Genomic DNA, 21,199 nt, shown 5'->3' on the forward strand with positions numbered 1-21,199 from the left:
CATGTTCGGGGGCAGCCGACGCGGGCGCAACGCGGTCAACATCTGGCCGGGCTTCGTCGATGCCCTGGCCACGATCCTGCTCGCCTTCGTATTCCTGCTCATGCTCTTCGTGGTGGCCCAGTTCTACTTGAGCGACGCGCTCTGGGGGAAGAACCGGGCCCTGGAGCGGCTGCAGCAGAACATCGCCGAGCTCGCCGAGGAGCTCTCCCTGGAGCGTGACGAGCGCGAACGCCTCCAGGAGCGCATGTCCGATCTCTACTCGGAGCTCCACGCCACCCTGTCCGAGCGGGACGCCCTGGCGAATTCGCTGCAGGAGTCCCAGGGGGAGGTGGCGCGGCTGCAGAGTGAGCTCACCGAGACCGATGAGGAGCTCGAGGTCAGCCGGGAGCGGATCAAGGCCCGACTCACGGAGCTCGCTTCGCTGCAGGCGGATATCGCCACCCTCCGCGAGGTGCGCGCGCGCCTTGAGGAGCAGGTCGGTGAGCTTGCCGGCCGGCTGGGACAGTCCGAGCAGGCGCTGGCCCAGGCCCGGGATCGGACCCGCGCCCTCACCAATGAGCTCGCCGACGCCGAGGAGCGGACCTTCCTCGCCCAGCAGGCCGTCGAGGAGCGCGAGATGCGGATCCAGGATCTGGTCGCGGAGATCGAGGAACGTGACGAGGCGTTGGCCGAGGAGCAGCAGCTCACCGCCGATGCCGAGGCGCGGATCGAGCGCCTGCGTCGCCAGATGCGGGCGCTACGGGACCAGATCCAGCAGGTGGCCACGGCCCTGTCGCTCTCCGAGGAGACCGTCGCTGAGCAGCGTACCCGCATCGAGGACCTGGGCGAGCGGTTGAACCTGGCACTCGCCGAGCGCGTCGAGGAGCTCTCCCGTTACCGTTCCGAGTTCTTCGGTCGGCTGCGCGAGGTGATCGGCGACATCGATGAGATCCGCATCGTCGGCGACCGCTTCATGTTCCAGTCCGAGCTGTTCTTCGCCAGCGGCGAGGCGGAGATCGGCCCCGAGGGCCGGGAGAAGCTCTCCCAGCTCGCCGGGGTGTTGCAGCAGGTCGCCGAGCGCATCCCCGACGACATCCCCTGGGTGCTCCAGGTGGAGGGCCACACCGACCGCCGGCCCATCCGTACCCAGCGCTTCCCCTCCAACTGGGAGCTCTCCACGGCCCGGGCGACCAATATCGTCCACTACCTCGTCGACCAGGGCATCCCGCCGGAGCGGCTCTCCGCGGCCGGCTATGGCGAGTACCAGCCCCTCTCCGAGGGCGACAGCGAGGAGGCCATGGCGCGGAACCGGCGCATCGAGCTCAAGCTCACCCGGCGCTGAGGCGGATGACGAATCGCTCGAACAGCGCGGCGATGTCGTCTACGGCGTCGGCGAGGCCGTGGTCGCTGTCGAGGACGTGCAGCGCCGCCCGGTACGCCTCCGCGTAGTGCATGCTATGGGCCGGGGGAATCAGCTCGTCGCCCCAGCCGTGGATCACCGCCACCGCCCGGGCGTGGGGGGTGACGTCCCCCTCGTAGCCCGGCAGATACAGTGCCGGCGCCATCAGGAACAGCCCGGCGGGGCGCAGGGCAGCGCTCGCGGCCGCCGCAACGTAGCCGCCCATGCTCGAGCCCACCAGTACCAGGGAGTCGCCCCGGGGCGGTGACTGGGCGATGAGGTGGCGGACCCGCTCGTCGGGGTCCTCGGTGTGGCGGTAATCCACGCTGACCACGGTGTGCCCGAGCTCCCGGGCGACCGCGGCCAGGTGGGTGATCTTGCGGCCCCAGGGGCCGCTTTCCTTGCCGTGACTGAACCAGATCTCCATCGGCGATTTTTCCCCGGTTGCGGGAACCTCCGCGGGCGGACGCTGTCACAAGGATAGAACTGCTGGAGATGAGATGCGCGCGATCGCGCCGCGACGTGCAGCTCGGGCCGGCCAAGGATGAGCCGTCCGAGTCAATTGGTAACCTTTCCCCTCCTGTATGTCGGCTGTATGCCGATTACCCTTGCTCGGCCCGGCCCGCCCGGGCCGCGTTTTTTTTTGTGCCCCTTCAGGGGCGCGTCAGCCGAGCGATGGTGTCCGCGTGCGCCGGGAACCGCCTCGCCAGCTCGTCACGGCGCGCCAGGGTCATGTCCTCGTACTCGAAGCCCGGCGCCACCGCCTCGCTGATCAGGCCATGGCCAGCGGGTCCCGCCAGGAGCTCCGAGGCCTTCCACACGCCGCCGGGGACGGCGAGTTGCAGGCACTGCCCCGCGGCCAGGTCCGGGCCCAGGTCCACGGTCTCCATACGGCCGTCCTCGTCGAGCAGGTAATAGCGTATCGGGTCCCCGAGGTGGAAGAAGTGGATAATATCCGAACGGTTGCGGTGGAAATGGCCCACCGGGGCATCCGCGGTGAGCAGGTAGTGGATGCTGGTCATCAGGTAACGACGGCCCGTGGCCATGGGCACCCGCGGTTGCCCCTCCGCCTGGTAGGTGCGCCGGAAGTAACCCCCTTCCACGTGGGGCTCGAGGTGTAGGAGGCGGGCGAGCTCTTCCGCGCCGGGCTGATCCGTGCTCATGGGACTTCTCCGCTCAGCCGAGCAGCCGTGGCCACAGGACGAGCACCCATACCACGGCCACGATGATCAGGGTGACGAAGACCGCCGCCGAGCCCAGGTCCTTGGCGCGGCCGGACAGGGGGTGGGGCGTCTCGCCGAAGCGGTCCACCACCGCCTCTACCGCCGAGTTGACGAGCTCCGCGAGGGGCACCAGGAACAGGCTGCCCACCAGCAGTGCCCGCTCGGCGCCGTTGCCGCCGAGCCACAGCCCAAGCGGTATCATGACCACCATAGCCAGCAGCTCGAGCCGGAACGCCTCCTCGTGGAGGTATGCCGCCCACAGGCCCTTGAGGGAATACCGGCATGCGTGGAACACATGGGCGATGCCGCGATGCCCGGGCTTATTGCTTGTTGCCATGGCGCCAAAGGTTATCATCCGGCGACGGGACTGCGGGCGTGATACGTTCGTCCGATGGGTGAGTCATTGCCGCTGCAGCATCTCGACGGCCCGGCAGAGGCCGTGACACTCCTCGCGGCCTCGGCGCCTTGGCGGCTGCTTCTCCACGGGGCCGCCGGTTCCGGCAAATCCAGCCTGGCGGCGGCCCTGGCCCCGGCGCTTGCCCGCTCAGGGGCGCTGCTCTGCCTGGGCGCCGACCCGGGCCGGCCAGCCTTTGGCCCGCCGGGGGCGCTCGCCCTGGCGCGCTGGGAGGCCGGCTGGCGGATCATCGATCGGGAGCCGCTGTGCACCCTCGATGCGGGTCGTTTCCGCCTGCCGTTGGTAATGGCCGTGGACCGATTATTGGGTCGCGCGCCGCCGGCCCGGCTGCTGGTGGACGCCCCGGGGGTGACCCGGGGTGTCGCGGGGGCCGAGTTGTTGCCCGCGCTGGCGCAGGCGGCGGCGGTGGATGGCGTCGCGGTGTTGGCCGGCGGGCCGGAACCCGCCCTGGCCACCGAGCTGGCGGTCCTGGGGGTGCCGGTATGGCGGATCACCCCGCACCCGGATGCCCGCCGCCCACCCCGGCGGACCCGGGACCAGGAGCGAACCCGCGCCTGGGATGCCTATCTCGGCGGCGCCCCCCGCCGCGAGCTCCCCCTCCGGCAGCTCAAACTGCTGGGTACGCCGCCCCCGACCGCCGCGGTGGAGGCTTGGCGGGGCCGGCAGGTGGCCCTGGGCAGCGCCGAGCGCTGGTACGGAATGGGGGAGGTGGAGGCCCTGGAGGGCGGATCCCTGCGCGTGCGTACGCCGGTGCTTGAGGATGGTGTGGATACCCTGCTGGTACGGGATGCCCGCCGCGGAGCGGACGGCAGCATGGGTACCGCCGAGGCCAGAGGGGGCGGGGCGGCACGGAACGCGCCCGGGGATGTTGCCCCCGTCGCCGGTGGTGGCGACGGCGGGCCGCCCCTGGTCGTGGACGGCGAGGCGGTGCGGGCGGTGCTGGTCAACGGCGTCTTCGGCGACGCGATGCTGCACCTGCGGTTGCGGCATCAGGCACGCAGCCTGCTCTTCGACCTGGGCGATGTCAGTCGGCTCTCCACCCGGGTGCTGCATCAGGTCACGGATGTGTTCATCAGCCATGCCCACGCCGACCACATCGGTGGTTTCATGGGCCTGCTGCGTGCGCGCATCGGGCAGACCGCCCCTTGCCGGCTGTATGGTCCGCCGGGGCTCGCCGGCCACGTCCAGGGCATGGTCAACGGCTTGCTGTGGGATCGCGTCGGTGACCGGGCCCCCGAGTTCCTCGTCCACGAGTGCCACGACGCGGTCCTGCGTCGGTTCACCGTGGTGGCCGGGCGGCGCACGCCGCTTTCGGAGCCGGAACTCCCGGCCCCTGACGGGCTGTTGCGGGAGGAGGCGGGCTTTCGGGTGCGCAGCAGTGTGCTCGATCATGCCGGCACGTCGGTGCTCGCCTTCGCCTTCGAGCCCTGCCGTCAGGTCAATGTGCGCAAGGAGCGGTTACACGCGCTGGGTTATGAGCCCGGGCCCTGGCTCACTGAGCTCAAGCGACGCGTACGCGCCGGTGATACCGGGGGTACCATCGCCCTCCCCGACGGCGGTCGTCGCTCGGTCCTGCAGCTCGCCGATGAGCTGTTGCTGCTGGCCCAAGGGCGGCGGTTGGCTTACGCCACGGACTTAGCGGATACCGCCGAGAACCGCGCGCGCCTGACCGCGCTCTCCGAGGGCGCCGACGCCCTCATCTGCGAGGCCGCCTTTCTCGACGAGGACGCGGATCAGGCCCGTCGCACCGGCCACCTCACCGCCGGTGCCTGCGGTGCCATCGCGGCGGCGGCCGGTGTGCGGCGCCTGATCCCCTTCCACTTTTCCGCGCGCTACCGGGACGACCCGGCCCGGGTCTACCGGGCCATCGCCTCTGCCTGCCCCTCGGTGGCGGTACTTCCGGGGATCGCGCCGAACTGAGGTTCGTAAGGGGCTCAGTCCGTGAACAGCCGATGGTCCCACCATACCGGTGTGGGCAGGCCATGGTCGATGTGCGGGAATTCCTCGTGGGCGGGATTGATCACCACATTGCGTTCCACGCGGGCGACGAAGGAGGGGACCAGCAGGATGGCCGAGCGCCGCTGCAGCGCCCAAAGCTCGCCATGGGCCGCTGAGACCGTGGGCTCGGGGGTGTCCCAGCCGGGGAGCGTGTCCTTGGTGACCATCTCGTAGCTCAGCCCGTGGGGCAGGGTGATCTCGACGAAATGCTGGTCCGGTGGCATCAGCCCCCCGGCGTGGACGAGCTTCTCGAGCATGGCCGTCGAGTAGCACTCGCTGGCATAGATCACCGGCGCGCTGGCGGTGTTCCAGCGGCCCGGGTACAGTTGCGAGCCGGTGGCATCGAAGATGGGATAGTCGCCGTCCGGGTCACCGATTCGGTAGGCGCTCAGCGTCCGGTCCAGGCGCTGGACGCTCACGCTGCGGAGCCGTACTTCAGCCGCCCGAGGATGTGCTCCACGGCGTCCGCGCCGATCCCGCTCTCCACCGTCAGCTCCAGCGGTGTCCGGCCCTCGAGCAGCGGGTGGGGCTGGTGGAGGAAGCGCCGTGCCTGCCCCTCGTCCTTGTAGACCTCCAGCGCCATGCGCCAGATTCGGGCGGTACGGGCGAGCTTCTCGCTCTCGTAGGCGCTGAGGGGGCGGTTTTCCCGCCGCCGCCGCTTGAGCGTACCGCGGGGGACGATCATTTCGGGGAAGGAGCGGTCGTCAGGCGCCACCTGCCGGGCTATGCGGTCCAGCGAGGCAACCGAAAGCCCCTGGACCAGCTCCTCCGACAGGCTCAGGTAGGAGAGGGCCGCCGCGTCGGGCAGGCCGAGCAGCTCGCCGAGCTCTTGGATCTCACTGTGCGCGGGCATGTTGCGCCTCCGTTCATTTGGACCGTACTGTAGGCCCATTTGGATCGGGCGCCAATCCCTATCCTAGACTCCGATATCCTCGTGCCATAGGTCCGGGTGATCGCGGATGAAGGCGGACATCAGGGCGATGCAGTCGGGATCCTGTACCACCTCCACGGCGACGCCCCGGGAGCGAAGGAGCGCCTCGTCCCCCTGGAAGGTATGGTTCTCGCCGATCACCACCCGCGGGATGCCGTAGAGGAGGATGGCGCCGCTGCACATGGGGCAGGGGGAGAGGGTGGTGTAGAGGATGCACTCCCGGTATACGGACGCCGGCTGGCGGCCGGCGTTCTCCAGGGCGTCCATCTCCGCGTGGCGAATGACACTGCCGTCCTGGACGCGGCGGTTGTGGCCGCGGCCGAGGATGCGACCGCCGTGGACCAGCACCGAGCCGATGGGGACTCCGCCCTCGGCCTGCCCCTCCCGTGCCTCCTCGAGGGCCGCCTGCAGGTATTCGTCCATCGCCTCCTCCTCGACGCTCACTCCAGGATGCGCCGGCCCGGGTCCAGGACCCTGCAGCGCGGGTTTACGGTGCAAACCGATGGCCTCATAGTAGCCGTCCGCGGCGGCAGAAAGCCGCCGCCGGCACTCGCTCACTTGATGGCGATGGGGTTCACCGGGGCGCCGGTGCCGCCCTCCACCTGCAACGGTGCGGCGACCAGCATGAACCCATACTGGCCGTCCTCGGCGCTGTCCGCGGCGAGCTCATGGAGCCAGTAGATCTCCGACATCACGATGCCGAGGTCCCGGATCAGCGCACCGTGCAGCGGGATCAGGATGGTCTCGCCGTCGATCTCCTGGACCACCTTCTCCACGCCCAGGTTGTCCGCGGCCACCATCGGGGTCTCGTGGTCCACGAACCACTGCACCAGCGCGTCGCTGTGACACAGCCCCGGCTCCTTGGTGGCCTCCCACTCGCTGTTGGTCTCCTCGTCGAAATAGCGCTCCATGGAGCCGGTGCGGATCACGACGATGTCGTGGTTCTCGATTCGGGTGCCCTGGGCCTCGGCGGTGGCCTGCAGGTCTTCCAGGGAGATGCACTCATTGGGCTCGAGACGCCCGTCCTCGCCGCCCTTGTGGCGGCCCACATCCAGCAGCACGGCCCGGCCGACGATACCGCGCTTGCCGATGGCGGCCACGTCCGCGTGGCTGTGGCCGTCCACCGTGGTCTGCGCCGAGACACCGCCGTAGACCTGGTCGCCGTACCAGGCGTGGCCCAGCGCGTCGACGTGGGTGGTGCCCTGCAGGTAGGTAAAGGCCACGTCGTCGGAGAATTTCACCCCGCCCGGGAGGGGATCCTGCTTGCCGGAGGTGAAGGTCGCCTCGTCCTGGGCCATGTAGTGCATCATGGGGATGCGCCCCGGGAAGACGGGCCCGAAGTTGTGGCTCATGGGGATCTGCAGGGAGAAGACCTCACCGCCGCTGACCGTGGCCGCGGCCGCCTTCACCTGGTCGGTCCCGAGGTAGTTGAGGGCGCCGACCTGGTCGCCCTCGCCCCACTGCCCCCATGCGTTAGGGGCATTCGCTTGCAGCCGCTCGATGGGCGTCTCCGCCAGTGCCGCCGGGGCGGCCATCAGGGACAGGGCCACGGTAGCGGCTAGGGCAAGTCCGGTACGGGGATATTGCGTTGCCGTCATTTTGCTCCTCCTGGGTGTTTTGTGTTCTCGCCCATGGAGCATAATTCAGATTCTCGATTGCGTCGGCCGGTATTGATATGAAATTCCTATAATGGGGATATCATTGGCCTGATGCCCGGGTTGCAGGAGACAGGCCCTCGGGAGGGGAAACGGTTTGGATGTCCGGCAGTTGCGGTATTTCGTCGCCATCGTGGAGCACGGCTCCATCAAGCGGGCGGCGCAGTCGCTGTATGTGGCGCAGCCCTCGCTGAGCCAACACGTACGGAACCTGGAGGAGGATCTGGGCGTGGGCCTGCTTACCCGTTCCGCCAAGGGGGTGTCCCCCACCGAGGCGGGCCTGGAGTTGCTCGGCTACGCCCGCAGCATCCTCTCCCAGCTGGAGCAGGCCCGGGAGGCGCTGCGCGCCGGCAGCCTGGATCCCCATGGCAGCGTGCGCCTGGGCCTGCCCAATTCGGTGAGCCTGGTGCTCGGCGTCCCGCTGGTGGAGGCGGCCCATCACGAGCTGCCCAACGTCTCGCTGCGCATCGTCGAGAGCATGAGCGGTTACATCATGGACTGGCTCCGTGCCGGCCAGCTGGATCTCGCCATGCTCTACGGGGTGCAGCGCTCGCCGGGCGTCACTGCGCGGCAGCTGCTCACCGAGGGGCTGTACCTGGTGAGCCTGCCCGGCGGCACCGGCCGGGCCGGGCCCGGCGAGGCCACCGTGGCCATGGAGGAACTCGAGCGTTTCGAGCTCATCCTGCCCGCGCGGCCCCACGGCCTGCGGGAGCTGGTGGAGAAGGTGGCCCGGGAGAACGGGGTGCGCCTGTGGATCCGCACCGAGATCGACGCGCTGACCCAGATCAAGGCCTTGGTCCGCCGCGGGCTGGGGCAGGCCGTGCTGTCGCACTCGGCGGTCTACGAGGAGCTCCAGCGCGGCGAGCTGGAGGCGCGACGTATCGTCGACCCGGCGGTGGAGCGCACCGTCTATCTCGCCGAGCCCTCGGACCGCCCGGTTTCCCACGCCACCCGCGCCACGGCGGAGCTGCTCAGTCGCTGTGCAGCGTCGCTGGTGGCCGATGGCCGCTGGCGGGCCGTGTTCGGCAGCGAGGGGGTATCGGATCAACCGATAGGCGAGATCAAAAATATATAATTGAATGATCCCCCCGTTCGGCCATCCTTGTGGGGAGACGCACAACGACAACCCGTGAGGAGGAGAACGGCTTATGTATAAGTCAATGCGCCCTGTCGCCAGGGCAGTCATCGCGGGCGCCTGCGCCCTGGGCCTGGGCAGCGCTGCTGCTGCCGAAAAGCCCGATCAGATCGATATCGGCATCACCGCCTTCCTGTCCGGACCCGCCTCGGTGTTCGGTGAGCCCGCCCGCGCCGCCGCCGAGATCGTGGCCGGACAGATCAACGCCGACGGCGGTATCCACGGGGTGCCGGTGAACCTGAGCTTTATCGACGAAGGCGCCGGCGGCGAGCACCTGCTATCCGAGTATCGGCGGCTGGTGCAGAGCGAGAACTACGACATCATGTTCTCGGCGATCTCCAGCGGCAATTGCCTGAAGATCGCGCCACTGGCCGAGGACCTCGAGGTGATCAACCTCATGTGGGACTGCGGCACCCAGCGGGTGTTCGAGGAGGGCGACTACAATTACGTCTTCCGTACCCAGGCCAACGCCACCCCGGAGATGCTCGCCTCGGTGCTCTATCTGCTGCGCACCAACCCCGATTTCGACTCCATCGCCGTGGTCAACCAGGACTATGCCTGGGGCCGGGACTCCTGGGACATCTTCCGCACCGCCCTGGACACCCTCAAGCCCGGGGTCGAGGTGACCGCCGAGTTCTTCCCCAAGTTCGGCACTGCGGATTTCTCCACCGAGATCACCCGTTTGCTGGCGATGCGCCCGGACGTGATCCTCTCTACCTCGTGGGGCGGTGACCTGGATAATTTCGTCCGCCAGGCGGAGCAGCGCGGCCTCCATGAGCGCAGCCTCCTGGTGTTGCCGTTGGCGGAGAGCTCCCTGGAGCGCCTCGGCGAGGACATGCCCGCCGGCGTGATCGTGGGCGCCCGGGGTGACCACTACTACAAGCACCCGGGCTACGTCGGCGATGCGGAGTTCGATAGCTTCGTGGAGACCTTCCGGGCGGAAACGGGCAACGTGCCGATCTATTCCGCGTTCCATATGGTGCAGGCGTTCGCGGCGCTGCAAGGCGCGTATAACCGGGCCATCGAGGCCAATGATGGGGAGTGGCCTTCCACGGACGAGCTCGCTGGCGCCTTCGAAGGGCTCTCCTTCCGGGGCCTGACCAGCGAGGTCACCATCCGTGCCGAGGACCACCAGGGCCTCGAGGACCAGATGCTCGGGACCACCGCCCGCGTGGAGGGGCAGTCCATCGCCGAGCTGGAGAACATCATGGTCTTCCCTGGCGAGGTGATCACCACCCCCGCCGGCCAGATCTCCGGGGAGTGGCTACAGACCCTGTCCACCGATTTCCTGGAGATGGAGGTCACCACCTACCCGGGCGAGCAGTGAGCCTGCGCCGCTGACCGCATGAAGCGCCGGGGCGCCGCGCGGCGCCCCGGCGACGAATCCCGGGGGAGGGGATGATGGATTTGATGATCGTCACGCTGGCCGTGCTCGACGGTCTGGCCTATGCCTCGCAGGTATTCATGGTGGCGGTGGGCATGACGCTGATCTTCGGCGTGATGCGCATCCTCAACATCGCCCACGGGGGCTTCTACGCCATCGGCGCCTATCTCTCGGCGGCCATCGGGCTCGCCATCGCCGGCGCGGGCCTCAGCCCGTGGCTGCATTTCCCGGCGCTGATCCTGGGCGCCGTGGTCTCCGGCGGCATCCTTGGCCTGGTCATCGAGCGCTGGGTGCTGCGCTATATCTACGTCAAGGAGGAGGTGCTGCAGCTGCTGGTCACCTTCGCCATTTTCATGATGCTCGAGGACGTCCAGCGCCTGGTCTTCGGGGTGCAGCCCTATGCCTCCAGCAGCCTGGTTCAGGCCATGGGCACCATCGACGTGATGGGCATCCCCTACAACACCTATCAGATCCTGCTGCTGCCGGGCGTCGCCATCGCCGTGCTCATCGGGCTGCGATTCTTCCTGCGGCGGACACTGCTCGGGCACCTGATCACCGCCACCGCCGAGGACCGCGAGGCGGCCACCGCGATGGGCGTCAACGCCAACCGGGTGTTCCTGCTGACCTTCGCCATCGGCACGGTACTGGCCTCTCTCGGCGGGGCGCTGGCCGCGCCCACTACCGCGGTGCAGCTCGGCATGGGCGCGGACATGATCGTGCTCTCCTTCGCCGTGGTGGTCACCGCCGGCCTGGGCAAGATTGGCGGCGCCGCGATCACCGCGGTGCTCATTGGCCTGGGGCGTTCCTTCGCCATTTACCTGATGCCGGAGCTCGATGTGCTCATGCCCTACTTCATCATGATGCTGGTGCTGCTCATCCGACCCTACGGGCTGTTCGGCACCGTCGAGACGAGGAAGATCTGACTATGCGCGGCAGTCGACTCCTGCTGATACTGGCGGTGGCGCTGATCGCGGTACTGCCCCTGATCGCCCCGTGGAGCAAGACCTTCCTGGTGCTCGCCCTGGCCAAGGGCCTGGCGGTGCTCGGCATCGTCGTGTTACTCCGGGCCGGCCAGGTCTCTTTCGGTCACGCCCTGTTCTTTGCCGCCAGTGCGTACGTGGCTGCATTCGCCGCCCGGGCGTTGAGCGGCGGTGAGCTCATCACCCTGCTGGTGATCGGGGCGTTCGGCAGCGGCGTGCTCGGCCTGCTGGTCGGGCTGTTCGTGGTGCGCTACCGGTATATCTTCTTCGGCATGCTGAACCTGGCCTTTTCCATGGTCTTCTACGCGATCCTGGAGAAGTTCTACCACTACACGGGCGGCAGCGACGGGCTGACCCTGCCGCGGCCCACCATCCTGGGCGTGGAATTGGAGCGCCAGCCCTTCGAGTACGCCCTGTTTTACGTCGCCCTCGGCGTGGCCGTGGTGCTCACCTACCTGGTCCATCGTTATCTGCGCTCGGCACCGGGCCAGGCGCTGGCGGCGATCAAGACCAACGAGACGCGCCTTGAATACCTCGGGGTCAGCCCCCGCGGCATCCTGCTGGTGGCCTACGTCATCTCGGCCATGCTCGCCGGTGTCGGCGGCGTGTTGGCGGCGGCGATGCAGGGGCTGGTGACGCCGGAGTACGCCTTCTGGGTGCGCTCGGGTGAGTTCGTGTTCATCGCCATTCTCGGGGGTGCCGGCCACGTAGTGGGTGCCTTCGCCGGCGCCCTGGTCTACGAGGGCGTGCGCATGTACGCCGCGGCCTACGCCGCCGGCATGTGGCAGCTGTTGCTCGGTGCGGCGCTGCTCGTCATCGTGCTGTTCGCCTCCGAGGGCCTGGTGGGCCTGTGGCGGCGGGTGAGGGGACGTGTGGTGGCGGCAGGGAGGGTGGCGCCATGAGCGAGGCACTGATCGAGGCGCGGGGCTTGCAGATCGAGTTCGGTGGCGTGAAGGCCGCCGATGGTGTGGACCTCTCCGTGCGGGAGTCGGACCACCTCGCCATCATCGGGCCCAACGGGGCCGGCAAGACCACGTTCCTGAATATCTGCACCGGTTATCTCCGGCCCAAGGCGGGCACGGTGCACTTCGACGGCACGGAGATCACGGGGCGCAGCCCGCGCTGGATCACCCAGCGCGGCATCGCACGGGCATTCCAGATCCCACAGCTCTTCCTCGAGCACACGGTGATCGAGAACATGCTCATCGCCGCCTCTGCCCGGGACCGGGTGCGCTCGCTGTGGCGGCCGATGTCGGCCTCCGGGGCCCGCCGGGAAATGCTCGATCTACTGGAGCTCATGGGGGTGGCGGATCTCGCCGGTCAGGTGGTCACCGCCCTGCCCGAGGGCCAGCGCAAGCTCATCGATATCGCGCTGGCGCTGGCGCTCAAGCCCCGGGTGCTGCTCATGGACGAGCCCACCAGCGGGGTGAGCTCCCAGGAGAAGTTCCAGATCATGGACACCCTGATCGGCGTGCTGGCGCACCAGAAGGTCACTGCCGTGTTCGTCGAGCACGACATGGAGATGGTGGAGCGCTATGCCGAGCGGGTGGCGGTCTGGGACGCCGGCAAGATCCGCATCGAAGGGACCCCCGCGGAGGTACTGGCCGACGCGGGCGTGCAACGCGACGTCATTGGGTTGTAGGCCATGTTGCGATTTGACGGTATCAATGCGCGTATCCAGGGCGTACAGGTGTTGCGCGGGCTCGGTTTCACCCTCCAGCCGGGGACCACGGCGGCGCTCATCGGCCGCAACGGCGCGGGCAAGACCACCACCCTGCGCACGGTGATGGGGTTCGTCGCGCCGGAGAGTGGCTCGCTCTACCTGGGGGATCAATGCCTGGACGCGGTGCCCGCCCACGAGCGTCCGGGGCTGGGCATCGGTTATGCCCCGGAAGACCGGCGCCTTTTCGCGGCCTTCAATGTTCGCGAGAACATCCTGCTTCCGGCCCGGGCGGCAAAGGTCCCGGCGGAGGAGATCCGGCGCCGTCTGGAAGGGATCTACGAGGTCCTGCCGGAGCTCCGGGAACTGGCGGAACGCCCGGCCGGTAACGTCAGCGGCGGGCAGGGCAAGATGGTGGCACTGGGCCGGGCGCTGATGATCGGCACCAAGGTGGTGCTGCTCGACGAGCCCTTCCAGGGCCTGGCCCCGGCACTGGCGAACCGCTACGCGGAAGCGCTTCGTACCCTGCGCGAGCGCGACCGCGACATCACCCTGCTGGTCACGGAATCCAATCCGGCGCTGCTGCGGCAGCTCGCCGATCGCACATTCGTCATCGAACGCGGTGAGGTCACCGAGGGTGGCAGCGATGCCGCCGCCGGCCCGCCCGCCGCGGAGGAGGAGGTCTCATGAGTAGCCAACGGCTCGACATCTCGCCGGAGGGTGGGGCGGTCAGCATTCTTATTAACAACGAATGGCGGGCGGCTGCGGGGGGCGGCGCTATCCCCGTGTACGCGCCATCGGACGACGGCCAGTTCGCCCAGATCGCTCGCGGCGGAGCCGCGGAGGTGGACGGGGCGGTGGCCGCGGCGCGGGAGGCCTTCGAGCGTGGTGATTGGGGCCGGCTCACCGCCACCGAGCGCGGCCGGCTGCTGATGAAGGTCGGCGAGCTGATCCAGGCCAATGCCGAGGAGCTGGCCCAGCTCGAGAGCCGCGATACCGGCAAGCCGCTCAGCCAGGGCCGGGCGGACATGGCGGCGGCGGCCCGCTACTTCGAGTATTACGGCGCGGCGGCGGACAAGGTCCATGGCGAGACCATCCCCTTCCTGGAGGGCTACACGGTGATGGCCCTGCGCGAGCCCTTCGGGGTGACGGCCCACATCATCCCCTGGAACTACCCGGCCCAGATGTTCGGCCGCTCGCTGGCACCGTCGCTCGCCATGGGTAACGCCACGGTGATCAAGCCTGCCGAGGAGGCGTGCCTGCTGCCGCTGCGTATCGCCGATCTCGCCATCGAGGCGGGCCTGCCCGCCGGCGCCATCAACGTGGTCACGGGGTTGGGCGAGGAGGCCGGGGCGCCGCTGGCCGCGCACCCGGGTATCGACTTCCTAGCCTTCACCGGCTCCCCGGAGGTCGGGACCCTGGTGCAGCAGGCGACGGCCCGCAACCACGTGGGCTGCGTGCTGGAGCTCGGCGGCAAGTCCCCGCAGATCGTCTTCGAGGATGCGGATTTCGACGCCGTGCTGCCGGTGGTGCAGAAGGCCATCGTCCAGAACGCCGGCCAGACCTGCTCCGCGGGCAGCCGCGTGCTGGTCCAGGAGAGCGTCTACGACGAGTTCGTGGGGCGGCTCAAGGAGGCCTTCAGCGGCCTGGTCACCGCCAGTCACGATGCCGACGCCAACTGCGGCCCCCTGGTCAGCCGTGACCAGCAGCAGCGGGTGCAGCGCATGCTCACCGCCGCCGAGGCCGACGGTATCCCGGTGATCTCCCGTGGCGGCATCGCCGAGGGTACCCCGGCGTCGGGCTACTACGTGGCCCCCACCCTGCTCGGCCCCGTCCCCAGGGACCACACCATCGCCCGCGAGGAGGTCTTCGGGCCGGTGCTCTGTGCGATCCCCTTCCGCGACGAGGCCGATGCCGTTGAGCTTGCGAACAGCACGGACTATGGGCTGGTGGCGGGCATCTGGACTCGCGACGGGGCCCGGCAGATGCGCATGGCGCGAAAGGTGCGCGCCGGCCAGGTATTCATCAACGGTTACGGCGCCGGCGGCGGTATCGAGCTGCCCTTTGGCGGTATGAAGAAGAGCGGCCACGGCCGCGAGAAGGGCTTCGAGGCCCTGCGTGAGTTCTCGGTGGTCAAGACCATCGTGCTCAATCACGGGTGATGGACGAATGAAGGGAGCACGCGGGCGGGACGTATCGGCGCCGGGAGCGTCGGCGGCCATGGACGGCCGCCGCCGAGCGTACAGGGATGTATTCACAGCGTCTCCCGGCGCCGATACGTCCCGCCTGCGTGCGGTCCAGTCCCCCCGATACCAGTGATGGAATAACGGAGGAGAGTCCCATGCGGATGCAAGACAGGATCGCGGTGGTCACCGGTGCCGCCTCGGGTTTCGGCGCGGAGATCGCCCGGGTGTTCGCCCGGGAGGGCGCGAAGGTGGTGGTCGCCGACCTCAACGAGGACGGCGCCAAGGCGGTGGCCGCCGAGATCGGCGACAGCGCCGTTGGCGTGCGCGCTGACGTCGCCGACCGCGCCGACGTGAAGGCGATGATCGACACCGCCATCGAGCGCTTCGGTGGTTTCGACACCATCGTCAACAACGCCGGCTACACCCATATCAACCAACCGTTGATGGATGTCACCGAGGAGGACTTCGACCGCTGCTACTCGGTCAACGTCAAGGCCATCTACCTGGCCACCCTGGAGGCGGTGCCCCACTTCCGTAAGCGCGGCGGCGGCAACATCATCAACATCGCCTCCACCGCCGGCATCCGGCCGCGGCCCGGGCTGACCTGGTACAACGGCAGCAAGGGCGCGGCGCTGATGACCAGCAAGTCCATGGCCGTGGAGCTCGGCCCGGAGAACGTCCGCGTCAACGCCATCTGCCCGGTGATCGGCGAGACCGGCATGCTCGAGCGTTTCATGGGCGTGCCGGACACACCGGAGAACCGCAAGAAGTTCCTCGCGACCATCCCGCTGGGGCGGATGTCCCGGCCCTCGGATGTGGCCAATGCGGCGCTGTATCTGGCCAGCGACGAGGCGGAGTTCATCAGCGGCGTGGCGCTGGAGGTGGACGGGGCGCGCTGCGTTTGACCGTCGCTCGGGGAGGGACAGTGCGGCGGCGGACCGTCTGCGGCCAGGGACGGCCGCAGTCGAGCGTACAGGGACGTATTCACAGCGTGTCCGCCGCCGCATTGCCCCTCCCCGAAGGCCCTACCGTCCCGTGCTGGGGCGATCTGTGAATGAACTGGAGTAACGATAGACCGATGTCCGCCGCTGAGCCGATCATCGAGCACAACCACGACGTGGTGGTCGTGGGCGCCGGGGGCGCCGGCCTCCGGGCCACCCTGGGCATGGCCGCCCAGGGGCTCGATACCGCCTGCGTCACCAAGGTGTTCCCCACCCGCAGCCATACCGTGGCCGCCCAGGGGGGCATAGCGGCGGCGCTCGGGAACATGGACGAGGACGACTGGCGCTGGCATGCCTACGACACCATCAAGGGTTCGGATTGGCTCGGTGACCAGGACGCCATCGCGCACATGTGCGAGGCGGCGCCAGCGGCGATCCGGGAGCTCGAGCACTACGGCGTGCCGTTCTCGCGAACGGGGGGCGGCCGGATCTATCAGCGCCCACTCGGCGGGCACAGCACCCGTTTCGGCGAGGGCCGCGCCAATCGGGCCTGTGCCGCTGCCGATCGCACCGGGCATGCCATTCTGCACACCCTCTACCAGCAGTCGCTGAAGCACCAGGCGGAGTTCTATATCGAGTTCTTCGCCATCGACCTGATCATGGACGATAGCGGTGCCTGTCGAGGGGTCATCGCCCTGGAGCTTGCCACGGGCCGGGTCCACCGCTTTCGCGCCCGCGTCACTGTGCTCGCCACCGGCGGTTACGGCCGGGCGTACTTCTCCTGCACCTCCGCGCACACCTGCACCGGCGACGGGGCCGGCATGGTCCTGCGGGCCGGGTTGCCGCTGCAGGACATGGAATTCGTGCAGTTCCACCCCACCGGCATCTATGGCTCGGGGTGCCTGATCACCGAGGGGGTGCGCGGCGAGGGCGGATATCTCACCAACGCCGACGGTGAGCGCTTTATGGAGCGCTATGCCCCGAATGCCAAGGACCTGGCCTCCCGGGATGTGGTCAGCCGGGCCATGACCATCGAGATCCGTGAGGGCCGCGGGGTCGGTGCGGAGGGCGATCACATCCACCTCCACCTCGCCCACCTGGGCGCGGAGGTGATCAACGAGCGCCTACCGGGGATCGTGGAGACGGCGCGGATCTTCGCCGGGATCGACGTCACCCGTGCGCCTATCCCCGTGTTGCCGACGGTGCACTACAACATGGGCGGCATCCCCACCAACCGGCACGGGGAGGTGGTGGCCCCCGACCACGGGGACCCGGAGGCCGTGGTGCCGGGCCTGATGGCCATCGGAGAGGCCGCCTGCGTCTCCGTCCATGGTGCCAACCGCCTGGGGTCCAATTCCCTGCTGGATCTCATCGTCTTCGGCCGGGCGGCGGCCCGGCGCGCCGCCGTGATCCTGGGGGAGGCCGGCGCCGATCGTGGCAGGCTGCCGACGAGCGCCTCCGAGCCCGCCCTCGAGCGACTGGACCGGCTCCGTAACGCCCGCGGGGATATACCCACCGCGCGACTCCGCGCCCGGATGCAACGGGACATGCAGGACTACGCTGCCGTCTTCCGCACCGGCGAGACGCTGGATGAGGGTCGCCGGCGCATCGACGCCCTGCTGGACGGCTTCGCCGACGTCTCGGTCAGCGACCGCGGTCTGGTCTGGAATACGGATCTGGTGGAAACCCTGGAGCTGGAGAACCTGCTGGGCTGTGCGGCCACCACGGTCCACGCGGCGGCGGAACGTACCGAGAGCCGCGGCGCCCACGCCCGGGAGGACTACCCCGATCGGGACGACACGCAGTGGCTGCATCACAGCCTCAACTGGCTGGACGGCGGTACCGCGGTGCGCCTGGGCCGGCGGCCGGTGCGCATGAACACGGACCACCCCGAACTGGAAACGGTACCCCCGGTGGCCCGGGTGTATTGAGGAGGTTACGGCCATGGACACAACGGCGCGGCGCGAGCAACGCGTCACCGAAACCCTGGCACGGGTGCGCGGGCTGCTGCCGGGGGAACCCGATGGGCGCGCCCCCCTGGAGGAGGCGCTGCGGGTGCTGATCGAGCTCGCTGCCGAGCGTGAGCTCTGGGGAGAGGGGGATTTCCCGCCGCCCGAGGGCGAGGAGCGGCAGGCGCGCTACCTCATCAACGAGGACCCGGACCGGCGCTACGCCCTCTACCTCAACGTCATGCGTCCCGGTAAGCGAATCCCGCCGCACAACCACACCACCTGGGCCTGTGTGGCGGCGGTGAATGGCATCGAGCACAACGAGCTCTACGTGCGCCTGGATGACGGCGCCCAGCCCGGTCGTGCGCGAGTCGAGCCCGCCGGTGCCTTGGATGTGGGTCCCGGCGGCGGCGTCGCGCTCCTCGGTGACGACATTCACGCCGTGGAGATCCGTGGCGAGCAGGTCATCCGCCACCTACACCTCTACGGGCGTGCCCTGGAGACGCTGACCGGCCGGCTGACCTTTGACCCCGATTCCGGCACCTGCCGCCCCATGGCGGTGGGCGTGCAGACCCGGCGCTGAGGCCCATGGACACGATTACCCCCCAAGAGCTCCAGGCCAGGCTGCAATCCCGGGAGCCGCTGGCCCTGGTGGATGTCCGCGAGCCGGGGGAGTTCGGCCTGCGCCATCCCTACCGGGCGGTGCCCCTGCCGTGGCGGCGCTTCGAGCTGGAGCTGCCGCGCCTGGTGCCGGCCCCGGGCCTGCCCTTGGTGCTCGTAGACGAGGCCGGGACCATCGCACGGCTGGCCGCGCGGCGCGCCCGTGCGCTGGGCTACCGTCGGGTGATGGGCCTGGACGGCGGGTTGCGGGCCTGGCGTGCCGCCGGCTACTCGGAGTTCGCCGGCGTCCACGTACCCAGCAAGGCCTTCGGCGAGCTGGTGGCCGAGCGTCGTGGCACCCCGATGATCGACGCCGCGGGACTGGCCCGGCGTCTGGAGGCGGGCCAACGATTCCACCTGTTCGACGTCCGGCCCGTTGCCGAATACCACCGCATGAGCATTCCCGGGGCGCGCTGCTGCCCGGGCATCGAGCTCCACGCCCGGCTGGAGAGTCTGGTCGACGATCCGGACACTCCCATCGTGGTCAACTGCGCCGGCCGGACCCGGGGGATCATCGCCGCCCAGACCCTGGTGGATCTGGCCGTGCCGAACCCCGTCTATGCCTTGCGCAACGGCACCATGGGCTGGCAGCTCGCCGGCTTGGAACGGGACCACGGCGCCGACGACGTGGTGCCCCTGACGGCGCCGCCGGCACCGTCGCCGGCCTGGCGGGAGCGCATCGCCGCCCTGGCGCGGCGGGCGGGCGTGACGGCGGTGGATGCCGCCACCGTGACGCGATGGCGTGCCGCCGGGGAGCCGGTGTACTGCCTGGACGTGCGCCATCCCGGCGGCGGCGATGAGCCGCCGCTGCCGGGAACCGCCCGCGCGCCCGGGGTCCAGCTCCTGCAGGCCACGGAAGGCTGGATCGGCGTGCCCGGGGCCCGAGTGGTGCTCGCCGACGACGATGGCGCGCGTGCCCCCCTGTGTGCCTACTGGTTGCGGCTCATGGGCTTCGACGCCCATCTGCTGCCCGCCGCGGAGGCGGTGGCCCTCCCCGCTCCCCCGACCCCCGAGCCGCCGGAGCTGCCCCGCTGCCGGACGGCCACGGCGGTGGCGGAATGCCGTGATCCCAGCGGACCCTTGCTGCTGGACCTGCGATCCAGCAGTGCCCACCGTGAGGCCCATCCCGAGGGGGCGCGCTGGCTGCTGCGCCCGCGACTCGGTGATGTGGTCCCCGAGCTGGTGCGCGAGCGCACCGCCGTGCGGTTGCTCGCTGACGACGCGGGCGAGGCGGCATTGGTGGCGGAGGACCTCCGCGAGCGCGGTATCGACGACGTCGCCCTCATCGACGGGGGGGTGGAGGCCTGGCGGCGGGCCGGGGGCAGTGTGGTACACACCCCCGAGGATCCACCGGATCGTGCCTGCATCGACCGCCTGTTCTTCGTTCACGATCGCCATGACGGCAACCTGGACGCCGCCCGCCGCTACCTGGAATGGGAGCAGGGTCTGGTGCCGCGTCTGGGACCGGCGGAGCTGGCCGACGTCGACGGCCTCGAGCCGCAACGGCCGAGCGGGCGATCCGACCCACGGGAGCTCGGATGACCGACACCGACACCATTCGCGAGATCCGCGATGCCGTAACCCGCCTGTGCGGGGATTTCCCGGGTAGCTACTGGCGGGATCTGGACGCCACCCGCGGCTACCCGGACGAGTTCGTGCGCCGGCTCACCGAGGACGGTTTCCTCGGCGTGCTCATCCCCGAGGAATACGGCGGTGCGGGCCTGGGGCTGACCGCCGCCGGGGTGATCCTCGAGGAGATCTCGCGCTCCGGTGGCCATCCCGGCGCCTGCCACGCCCAGATGTACACCATGGGGACGCTGCTCCGCCACGGCTCCGAGGCCCAGAAGCAGGCCTATCTGCCGGCCATCGCCACCGGCGAGCTGCGCCTGCAGGCCTTCGGCGTCACCGAGCCGGGGGCCGGTACCGACACGACCTCCATCCGCACCTTCGCCGAGCGCCGGGGCGAGCGCTATGTGATCAACGGCCAGAAGGTCTGGATCAGCCGCGTGGAGCACTCCGATCTCATGATCCTGCTGGCGCGGACTACGCCGCGGGATCAGGTCTCGCGCAAGACCGAGGGCCTGAGCGTCTTCCTCGTCGACCTGCGCGAGGCGGTGGGCCAGGGCCTGACCGTGCGGCCCATCGAGACGATGATGAACCATCACACCACGGAGCTGTTCTTCGATGACCTGGAGGTGCCGGCGGATGCCTTGATCGGCGAGGAGGGGCGGGGCTTCCGCTACATCCTCGACGGCATGAACGCCGAACGCATCCTCATCGCCTTCGAGTGCATCGGCGACGCGCGCTTCTTCATCGAGCGGGCGAGTGCCTATGCCAGCGAGCGCGAGGTATTCGGCGGCCCCATCGGCCGCAACCAAGGGGTGCAGTTCCCCATTGCCCGTTCCTATGCCGAGATGCGTGCCGCCGAGTTGATGGTCCACCGGGCGGCGGAGCGCTTCGATGCCGGCGAGCGCTGCGGTGCCGAGGCCAATATGGCCAAGCTGCTGGCGGCGGATTGCTCCTGGCGCGCCGGCGACGTCTGCCTGCAGACCCACGGGGGCTACGGCTTCGCCCGGGAATACGACATCGAGCGCAAGCTGCGCGAGACCCGGCTCTACCAGGTCGCCCCCGTGTCCACCAATCTCATCCTCGCGTATCTCTCGGAGCATGTCCTGGGGATGCCGCGATCGTTCTGAAGGAGCTG

General features: G+C 69.3%; 21 protein-coding genes. 14 read left to right on the forward strand and 7 right to left on the reverse strand.

Annotated elements, in window-relative coordinates; all coding sequences use genetic code 11:
* Position 1: 1 nt before the first annotated feature.
* The gene (locus ACQ754_RS09595) at positions 2-1,321 is read left to right on the forward strand and encodes a peptidoglycan -binding protein (protein ID WP_440996799.1); all 1,320 of its coding nucleotides are present in this window, start codon (positions 2-4) and stop codon (positions 1,319-1,321) included.
* Here ACQ754_RS09595 and ACQ754_RS09600 read toward each other — a convergent pair.
* The 3 genes from ACQ754_RS09600 to ACQ754_RS09610 form a co-directional block, all read right to left on the reverse strand.
* Positions 1,308-1,805, reverse strand: a complete 498-nt coding sequence (locus ACQ754_RS09600; RefSeq protein WP_440996800.1) for an alpha/beta fold hydrolase — start codon at positions 1,803-1,805, stop codon at positions 1,308-1,310. The two genes, ACQ754_RS09595 and ACQ754_RS09600, sit on opposite strands and share 14 nt — an antisense overlap.
* 226 nt (positions 1,806-2,031) lie before the next feature.
* Positions 2,032-2,541, reverse strand: coding sequence for a cupin domain-containing protein (locus ACQ754_RS09605; RefSeq protein ID WP_440996801.1), 510 nt, complete (start codon positions 2,539-2,541; stop codon positions 2,032-2,034).
* 13 nt (positions 2,542-2,554) lie between these two features.
* Positions 2,555-2,938, reverse strand: coding sequence for a diacylglycerol kinase (locus tag ACQ754_RS09610; protein WP_440996802.1), 384 nt, complete (start codon positions 2,936-2,938; stop codon positions 2,555-2,557).
* A gap of 54 nt (positions 2,939-2,992) precedes the next feature.
* Here ACQ754_RS09610 and ACQ754_RS09615 point away from each other — a divergent pair, with 54 nt between their 5' ends.
* Entirely contained in the window at positions 2,993-4,936 is a 1,944-nt protein-coding gene (locus ACQ754_RS09615; protein ID WP_440996803.1) for an MBL fold metallo-hydrolase, read from the forward strand.
* 14 nt (positions 4,937-4,950) lie between these two features.
* Here ACQ754_RS09615 and ACQ754_RS09620 read toward each other — a convergent pair whose 3' ends face one another.
* The 4 genes from ACQ754_RS09620 to ACQ754_RS09635 all read right to left on the reverse strand — a co-directional run bounded on the left by ACQ754_RS09620 (position 4,951) and on the right by ACQ754_RS09635 (position 7,543).
* Positions 4,951-5,433, reverse strand: a complete 483-nt coding sequence (locus tag ACQ754_RS09620; protein WP_440996804.1) for an RES family NAD+ phosphorylase — start codon at positions 5,431-5,433, stop codon at positions 4,951-4,953.
* Positions 5,430-5,867 (reverse strand): antitoxin Xre/MbcA/ParS toxin-binding domain-containing protein, encoded by a 438-nt coding sequence (locus tag ACQ754_RS09625; RefSeq protein ID WP_440996805.1) that lies wholly within the window; start codon positions 5,865-5,867, stop codon positions 5,430-5,432. The genes ACQ754_RS09620 and ACQ754_RS09625 overlap by 4 nt, the downstream gene beginning before the upstream one ends.
* Before the next feature lie 63 nt (positions 5,868-5,930).
* Positions 5,931-6,368: a nucleoside deaminase gene (locus ACQ754_RS09630; RefSeq protein ID WP_440996806.1), complete on the reverse strand. Its 438-nt coding sequence runs from the start codon at positions 6,366-6,368 to the stop codon at positions 5,931-5,933.
* A 131-nt stretch (positions 6,369-6,499) separates the two neighbouring features.
* Positions 6,500-7,543, reverse strand: coding sequence for a cyclase family protein (locus ACQ754_RS09635; RefSeq protein WP_440996807.1), 1,044 nt, complete (start codon positions 7,541-7,543; stop codon positions 6,500-6,502).
* A 154-nt stretch (positions 7,544-7,697) separates the two neighbouring features.
* Between ACQ754_RS09635 and ACQ754_RS09640 the strand changes: the two genes are divergently transcribed.
* The 12 genes from ACQ754_RS09640 (at position 7,698) to ACQ754_RS09695 (ending at position 21,191) form a co-directional block, all read left to right on the forward strand.
* Positions 7,698-8,675 (forward strand): LysR substrate-binding domain-containing protein, encoded by a 978-nt coding sequence (locus tag ACQ754_RS09640; RefSeq protein WP_440996808.1) that lies wholly within the window; start codon positions 7,698-7,700, stop codon positions 8,673-8,675.
* Positions 8,676-8,748: 73 nt separating this feature from the next.
* On the forward strand, positions 8,749-10,062 hold the full coding sequence (locus tag ACQ754_RS09645) for an ABC transporter substrate-binding protein (protein WP_440996809.1): 1,314 nt from the start codon (positions 8,749-8,751) through the stop codon (positions 10,060-10,062).
* 71 nt (positions 10,063-10,133) lie between these two features.
* Positions 10,134-11,042, forward strand: coding sequence for a branched-chain amino acid ABC transporter permease (locus ACQ754_RS09650; RefSeq protein ID WP_440996810.1), 909 nt, complete (start codon positions 10,134-10,136; stop codon positions 11,040-11,042).
* Positions 11,043-11,044: 2 nt separating this feature from the next.
* Positions 11,045-12,001, forward strand: coding sequence for a branched-chain amino acid ABC transporter permease (locus tag ACQ754_RS09655; protein WP_440996811.1), 957 nt, complete (start codon positions 11,045-11,047; stop codon positions 11,999-12,001).
* Positions 11,998-12,741, forward strand: coding sequence for an ABC transporter ATP-binding protein (locus ACQ754_RS09660; protein ID WP_440996812.1), 744 nt, complete (start codon positions 11,998-12,000; stop codon positions 12,739-12,741). Before ACQ754_RS09655 ends, ACQ754_RS09660 begins: the two co-directional genes overlap by 4 nt.
* 3 nt (positions 12,742-12,744) lie before the next feature.
* A complete protein-coding gene (locus ACQ754_RS09665) occupies positions 12,745-13,449 on the forward strand; it encodes an ABC transporter ATP-binding protein (RefSeq protein WP_440996813.1) in 705 nt (234 codons plus the stop codon).
* Positions 13,446-14,921, forward strand: a complete 1,476-nt coding sequence (locus tag ACQ754_RS09670) for an aldehyde dehydrogenase family protein (protein ID WP_440996814.1) — start codon at positions 13,446-13,448, stop codon at positions 14,919-14,921. Before ACQ754_RS09665 ends, ACQ754_RS09670 begins: the two co-directional genes overlap by 4 nt.
* A gap of 179 nt (positions 14,922-15,100) precedes the next feature.
* Positions 15,101-15,850: an SDR family oxidoreductase gene (locus ACQ754_RS09675; protein ID WP_440996815.1), complete on the forward strand. Its 750-nt coding sequence runs from the start codon at positions 15,101-15,103 to the stop codon at positions 15,848-15,850.
* A 173-nt stretch (positions 15,851-16,023) separates the two neighbouring features.
* The gene (gene sdhA / locus ACQ754_RS09680; RefSeq protein WP_440996816.1) at positions 16,024-17,817 is read left to right on the forward strand and encodes a succinate dehydrogenase flavoprotein subunit; all 1,794 of its coding nucleotides are present in this window, start codon (positions 16,024-16,026) and stop codon (positions 17,815-17,817) included.
* Between the two features lie 13 nt (positions 17,818-17,830).
* Positions 17,831-18,418, forward strand: coding sequence for a hypothetical protein (locus ACQ754_RS09685; RefSeq protein ID WP_440996817.1), 588 nt, complete (start codon positions 17,831-17,833; stop codon positions 18,416-18,418).
* Between the two features lie 5 nt (positions 18,419-18,423).
* Positions 18,424-20,037: a rhodanese-like domain-containing protein gene (locus ACQ754_RS09690; RefSeq protein ID WP_440996818.1), complete on the forward strand. Its 1,614-nt coding sequence runs from the start codon at positions 18,424-18,426 to the stop codon at positions 20,035-20,037.
* A complete protein-coding gene (locus ACQ754_RS09695; RefSeq protein ID WP_440996819.1) occupies positions 20,034-21,191 on the forward strand; it encodes an acyl-CoA dehydrogenase family protein in 1,158 nt (385 codons plus the stop codon). The genes ACQ754_RS09690 and ACQ754_RS09695 overlap by 4 nt, the downstream gene beginning before the upstream one ends.
* Positions 21,192-21,199 lie beyond the last annotated feature (8 nt).

Origin of the sequence: Arhodomonas sp. SL1 (assembly GCF_052060015.1) — a bacterium.
Lineage (GTDB): Bacteria > Pseudomonadota > Gammaproteobacteria > Nitrococcales > Nitrococcaceae > Arhodomonas.

Excerpts from the sequence above, each read along its gene's own strand:
- ACQ754_RS09595 (WP_440996799.1), top strand. The coding sequence starts at position 2 with ATGTTCGGGGGCAGCCGACGCGGGCGCAACGCGGTCAACATCTGGCCG.
- ACQ754_RS09600 (WP_440996800.1), bottom strand. The coding sequence starts at position 1,805 with ATGGAGATCTGGTTCAGTCACGGCAAGGAAAGCGGCCCCTGGGGCCGC.
- ACQ754_RS09605 (WP_440996801.1), bottom strand. The coding sequence starts at position 2,541 with ATGAGCACGGATCAGCCCGGCGCGGAAGAGCTCGCCCGCCTCCTACAC.
- ACQ754_RS09610 (WP_440996802.1), bottom strand. The coding sequence starts at position 2,938 with ATGGCAACAAGCAATAAGCCCGGGCATCGCGGCATCGCCCATGTGTTC.
- ACQ754_RS09615 (WP_440996803.1), top strand. The coding sequence starts at position 2,993 with ATGGGTGAGTCATTGCCGCTGCAGCATCTCGACGGCCCGGCAGAGGCC.
- ACQ754_RS09625 (WP_440996805.1), bottom strand. The coding sequence starts at position 5,867 with ATGCCCGCGCACAGTGAGATCCAAGAGCTCGGCGAGCTGCTCGGCCTG.
- ACQ754_RS09630 (WP_440996806.1), bottom strand. The coding sequence starts at position 6,368 with ATGGACGAATACCTGCAGGCGGCCCTCGAGGAGGCACGGGAGGGGCAG.
- ACQ754_RS09635 (WP_440996807.1), bottom strand. The coding sequence starts at position 7,543 with ATGACGGCAACGCAATATCCCCGTACCGGACTTGCCCTAGCCGCTACC.
- ACQ754_RS09645 (WP_440996809.1), top strand. The coding sequence starts at position 8,749 with ATGTATAAGTCAATGCGCCCTGTCGCCAGGGCAGTCATCGCGGGCGCC.
- ACQ754_RS09650 (WP_440996810.1), top strand. The coding sequence starts at position 10,134 with ATGATGGATTTGATGATCGTCACGCTGGCCGTGCTCGACGGTCTGGCC.
- ACQ754_RS09655 (WP_440996811.1), top strand. The coding sequence starts at position 11,045 with ATGCGCGGCAGTCGACTCCTGCTGATACTGGCGGTGGCGCTGATCGCG.
- ACQ754_RS09660 (WP_440996812.1), top strand. The coding sequence starts at position 11,998 with ATGAGCGAGGCACTGATCGAGGCGCGGGGCTTGCAGATCGAGTTCGGT.
- ACQ754_RS09665 (WP_440996813.1), top strand. The coding sequence starts at position 12,745 with ATGTTGCGATTTGACGGTATCAATGCGCGTATCCAGGGCGTACAGGTG.
- ACQ754_RS09670 (WP_440996814.1), top strand. The coding sequence starts at position 13,446 with ATGAGTAGCCAACGGCTCGACATCTCGCCGGAGGGTGGGGCGGTCAGC.
- ACQ754_RS09675 (WP_440996815.1), top strand. The coding sequence starts at position 15,101 with ATGCGGATGCAAGACAGGATCGCGGTGGTCACCGGTGCCGCCTCGGGT.
- sdhA (WP_440996816.1), top strand. The coding sequence starts at position 16,024 with ATGTCCGCCGCTGAGCCGATCATCGAGCACAACCACGACGTGGTGGTC.
- ACQ754_RS09685 (WP_440996817.1), top strand. The coding sequence starts at position 17,831 with ATGGACACAACGGCGCGGCGCGAGCAACGCGTCACCGAAACCCTGGCA.
- ACQ754_RS09690 (WP_440996818.1), top strand. The coding sequence starts at position 18,424 with ATGGACACGATTACCCCCCAAGAGCTCCAGGCCAGGCTGCAATCCCGG.
- ACQ754_RS09695 (WP_440996819.1), top strand. The coding sequence starts at position 20,034 with ATGACCGACACCGACACCATTCGCGAGATCCGCGATGCCGTAACCCGC.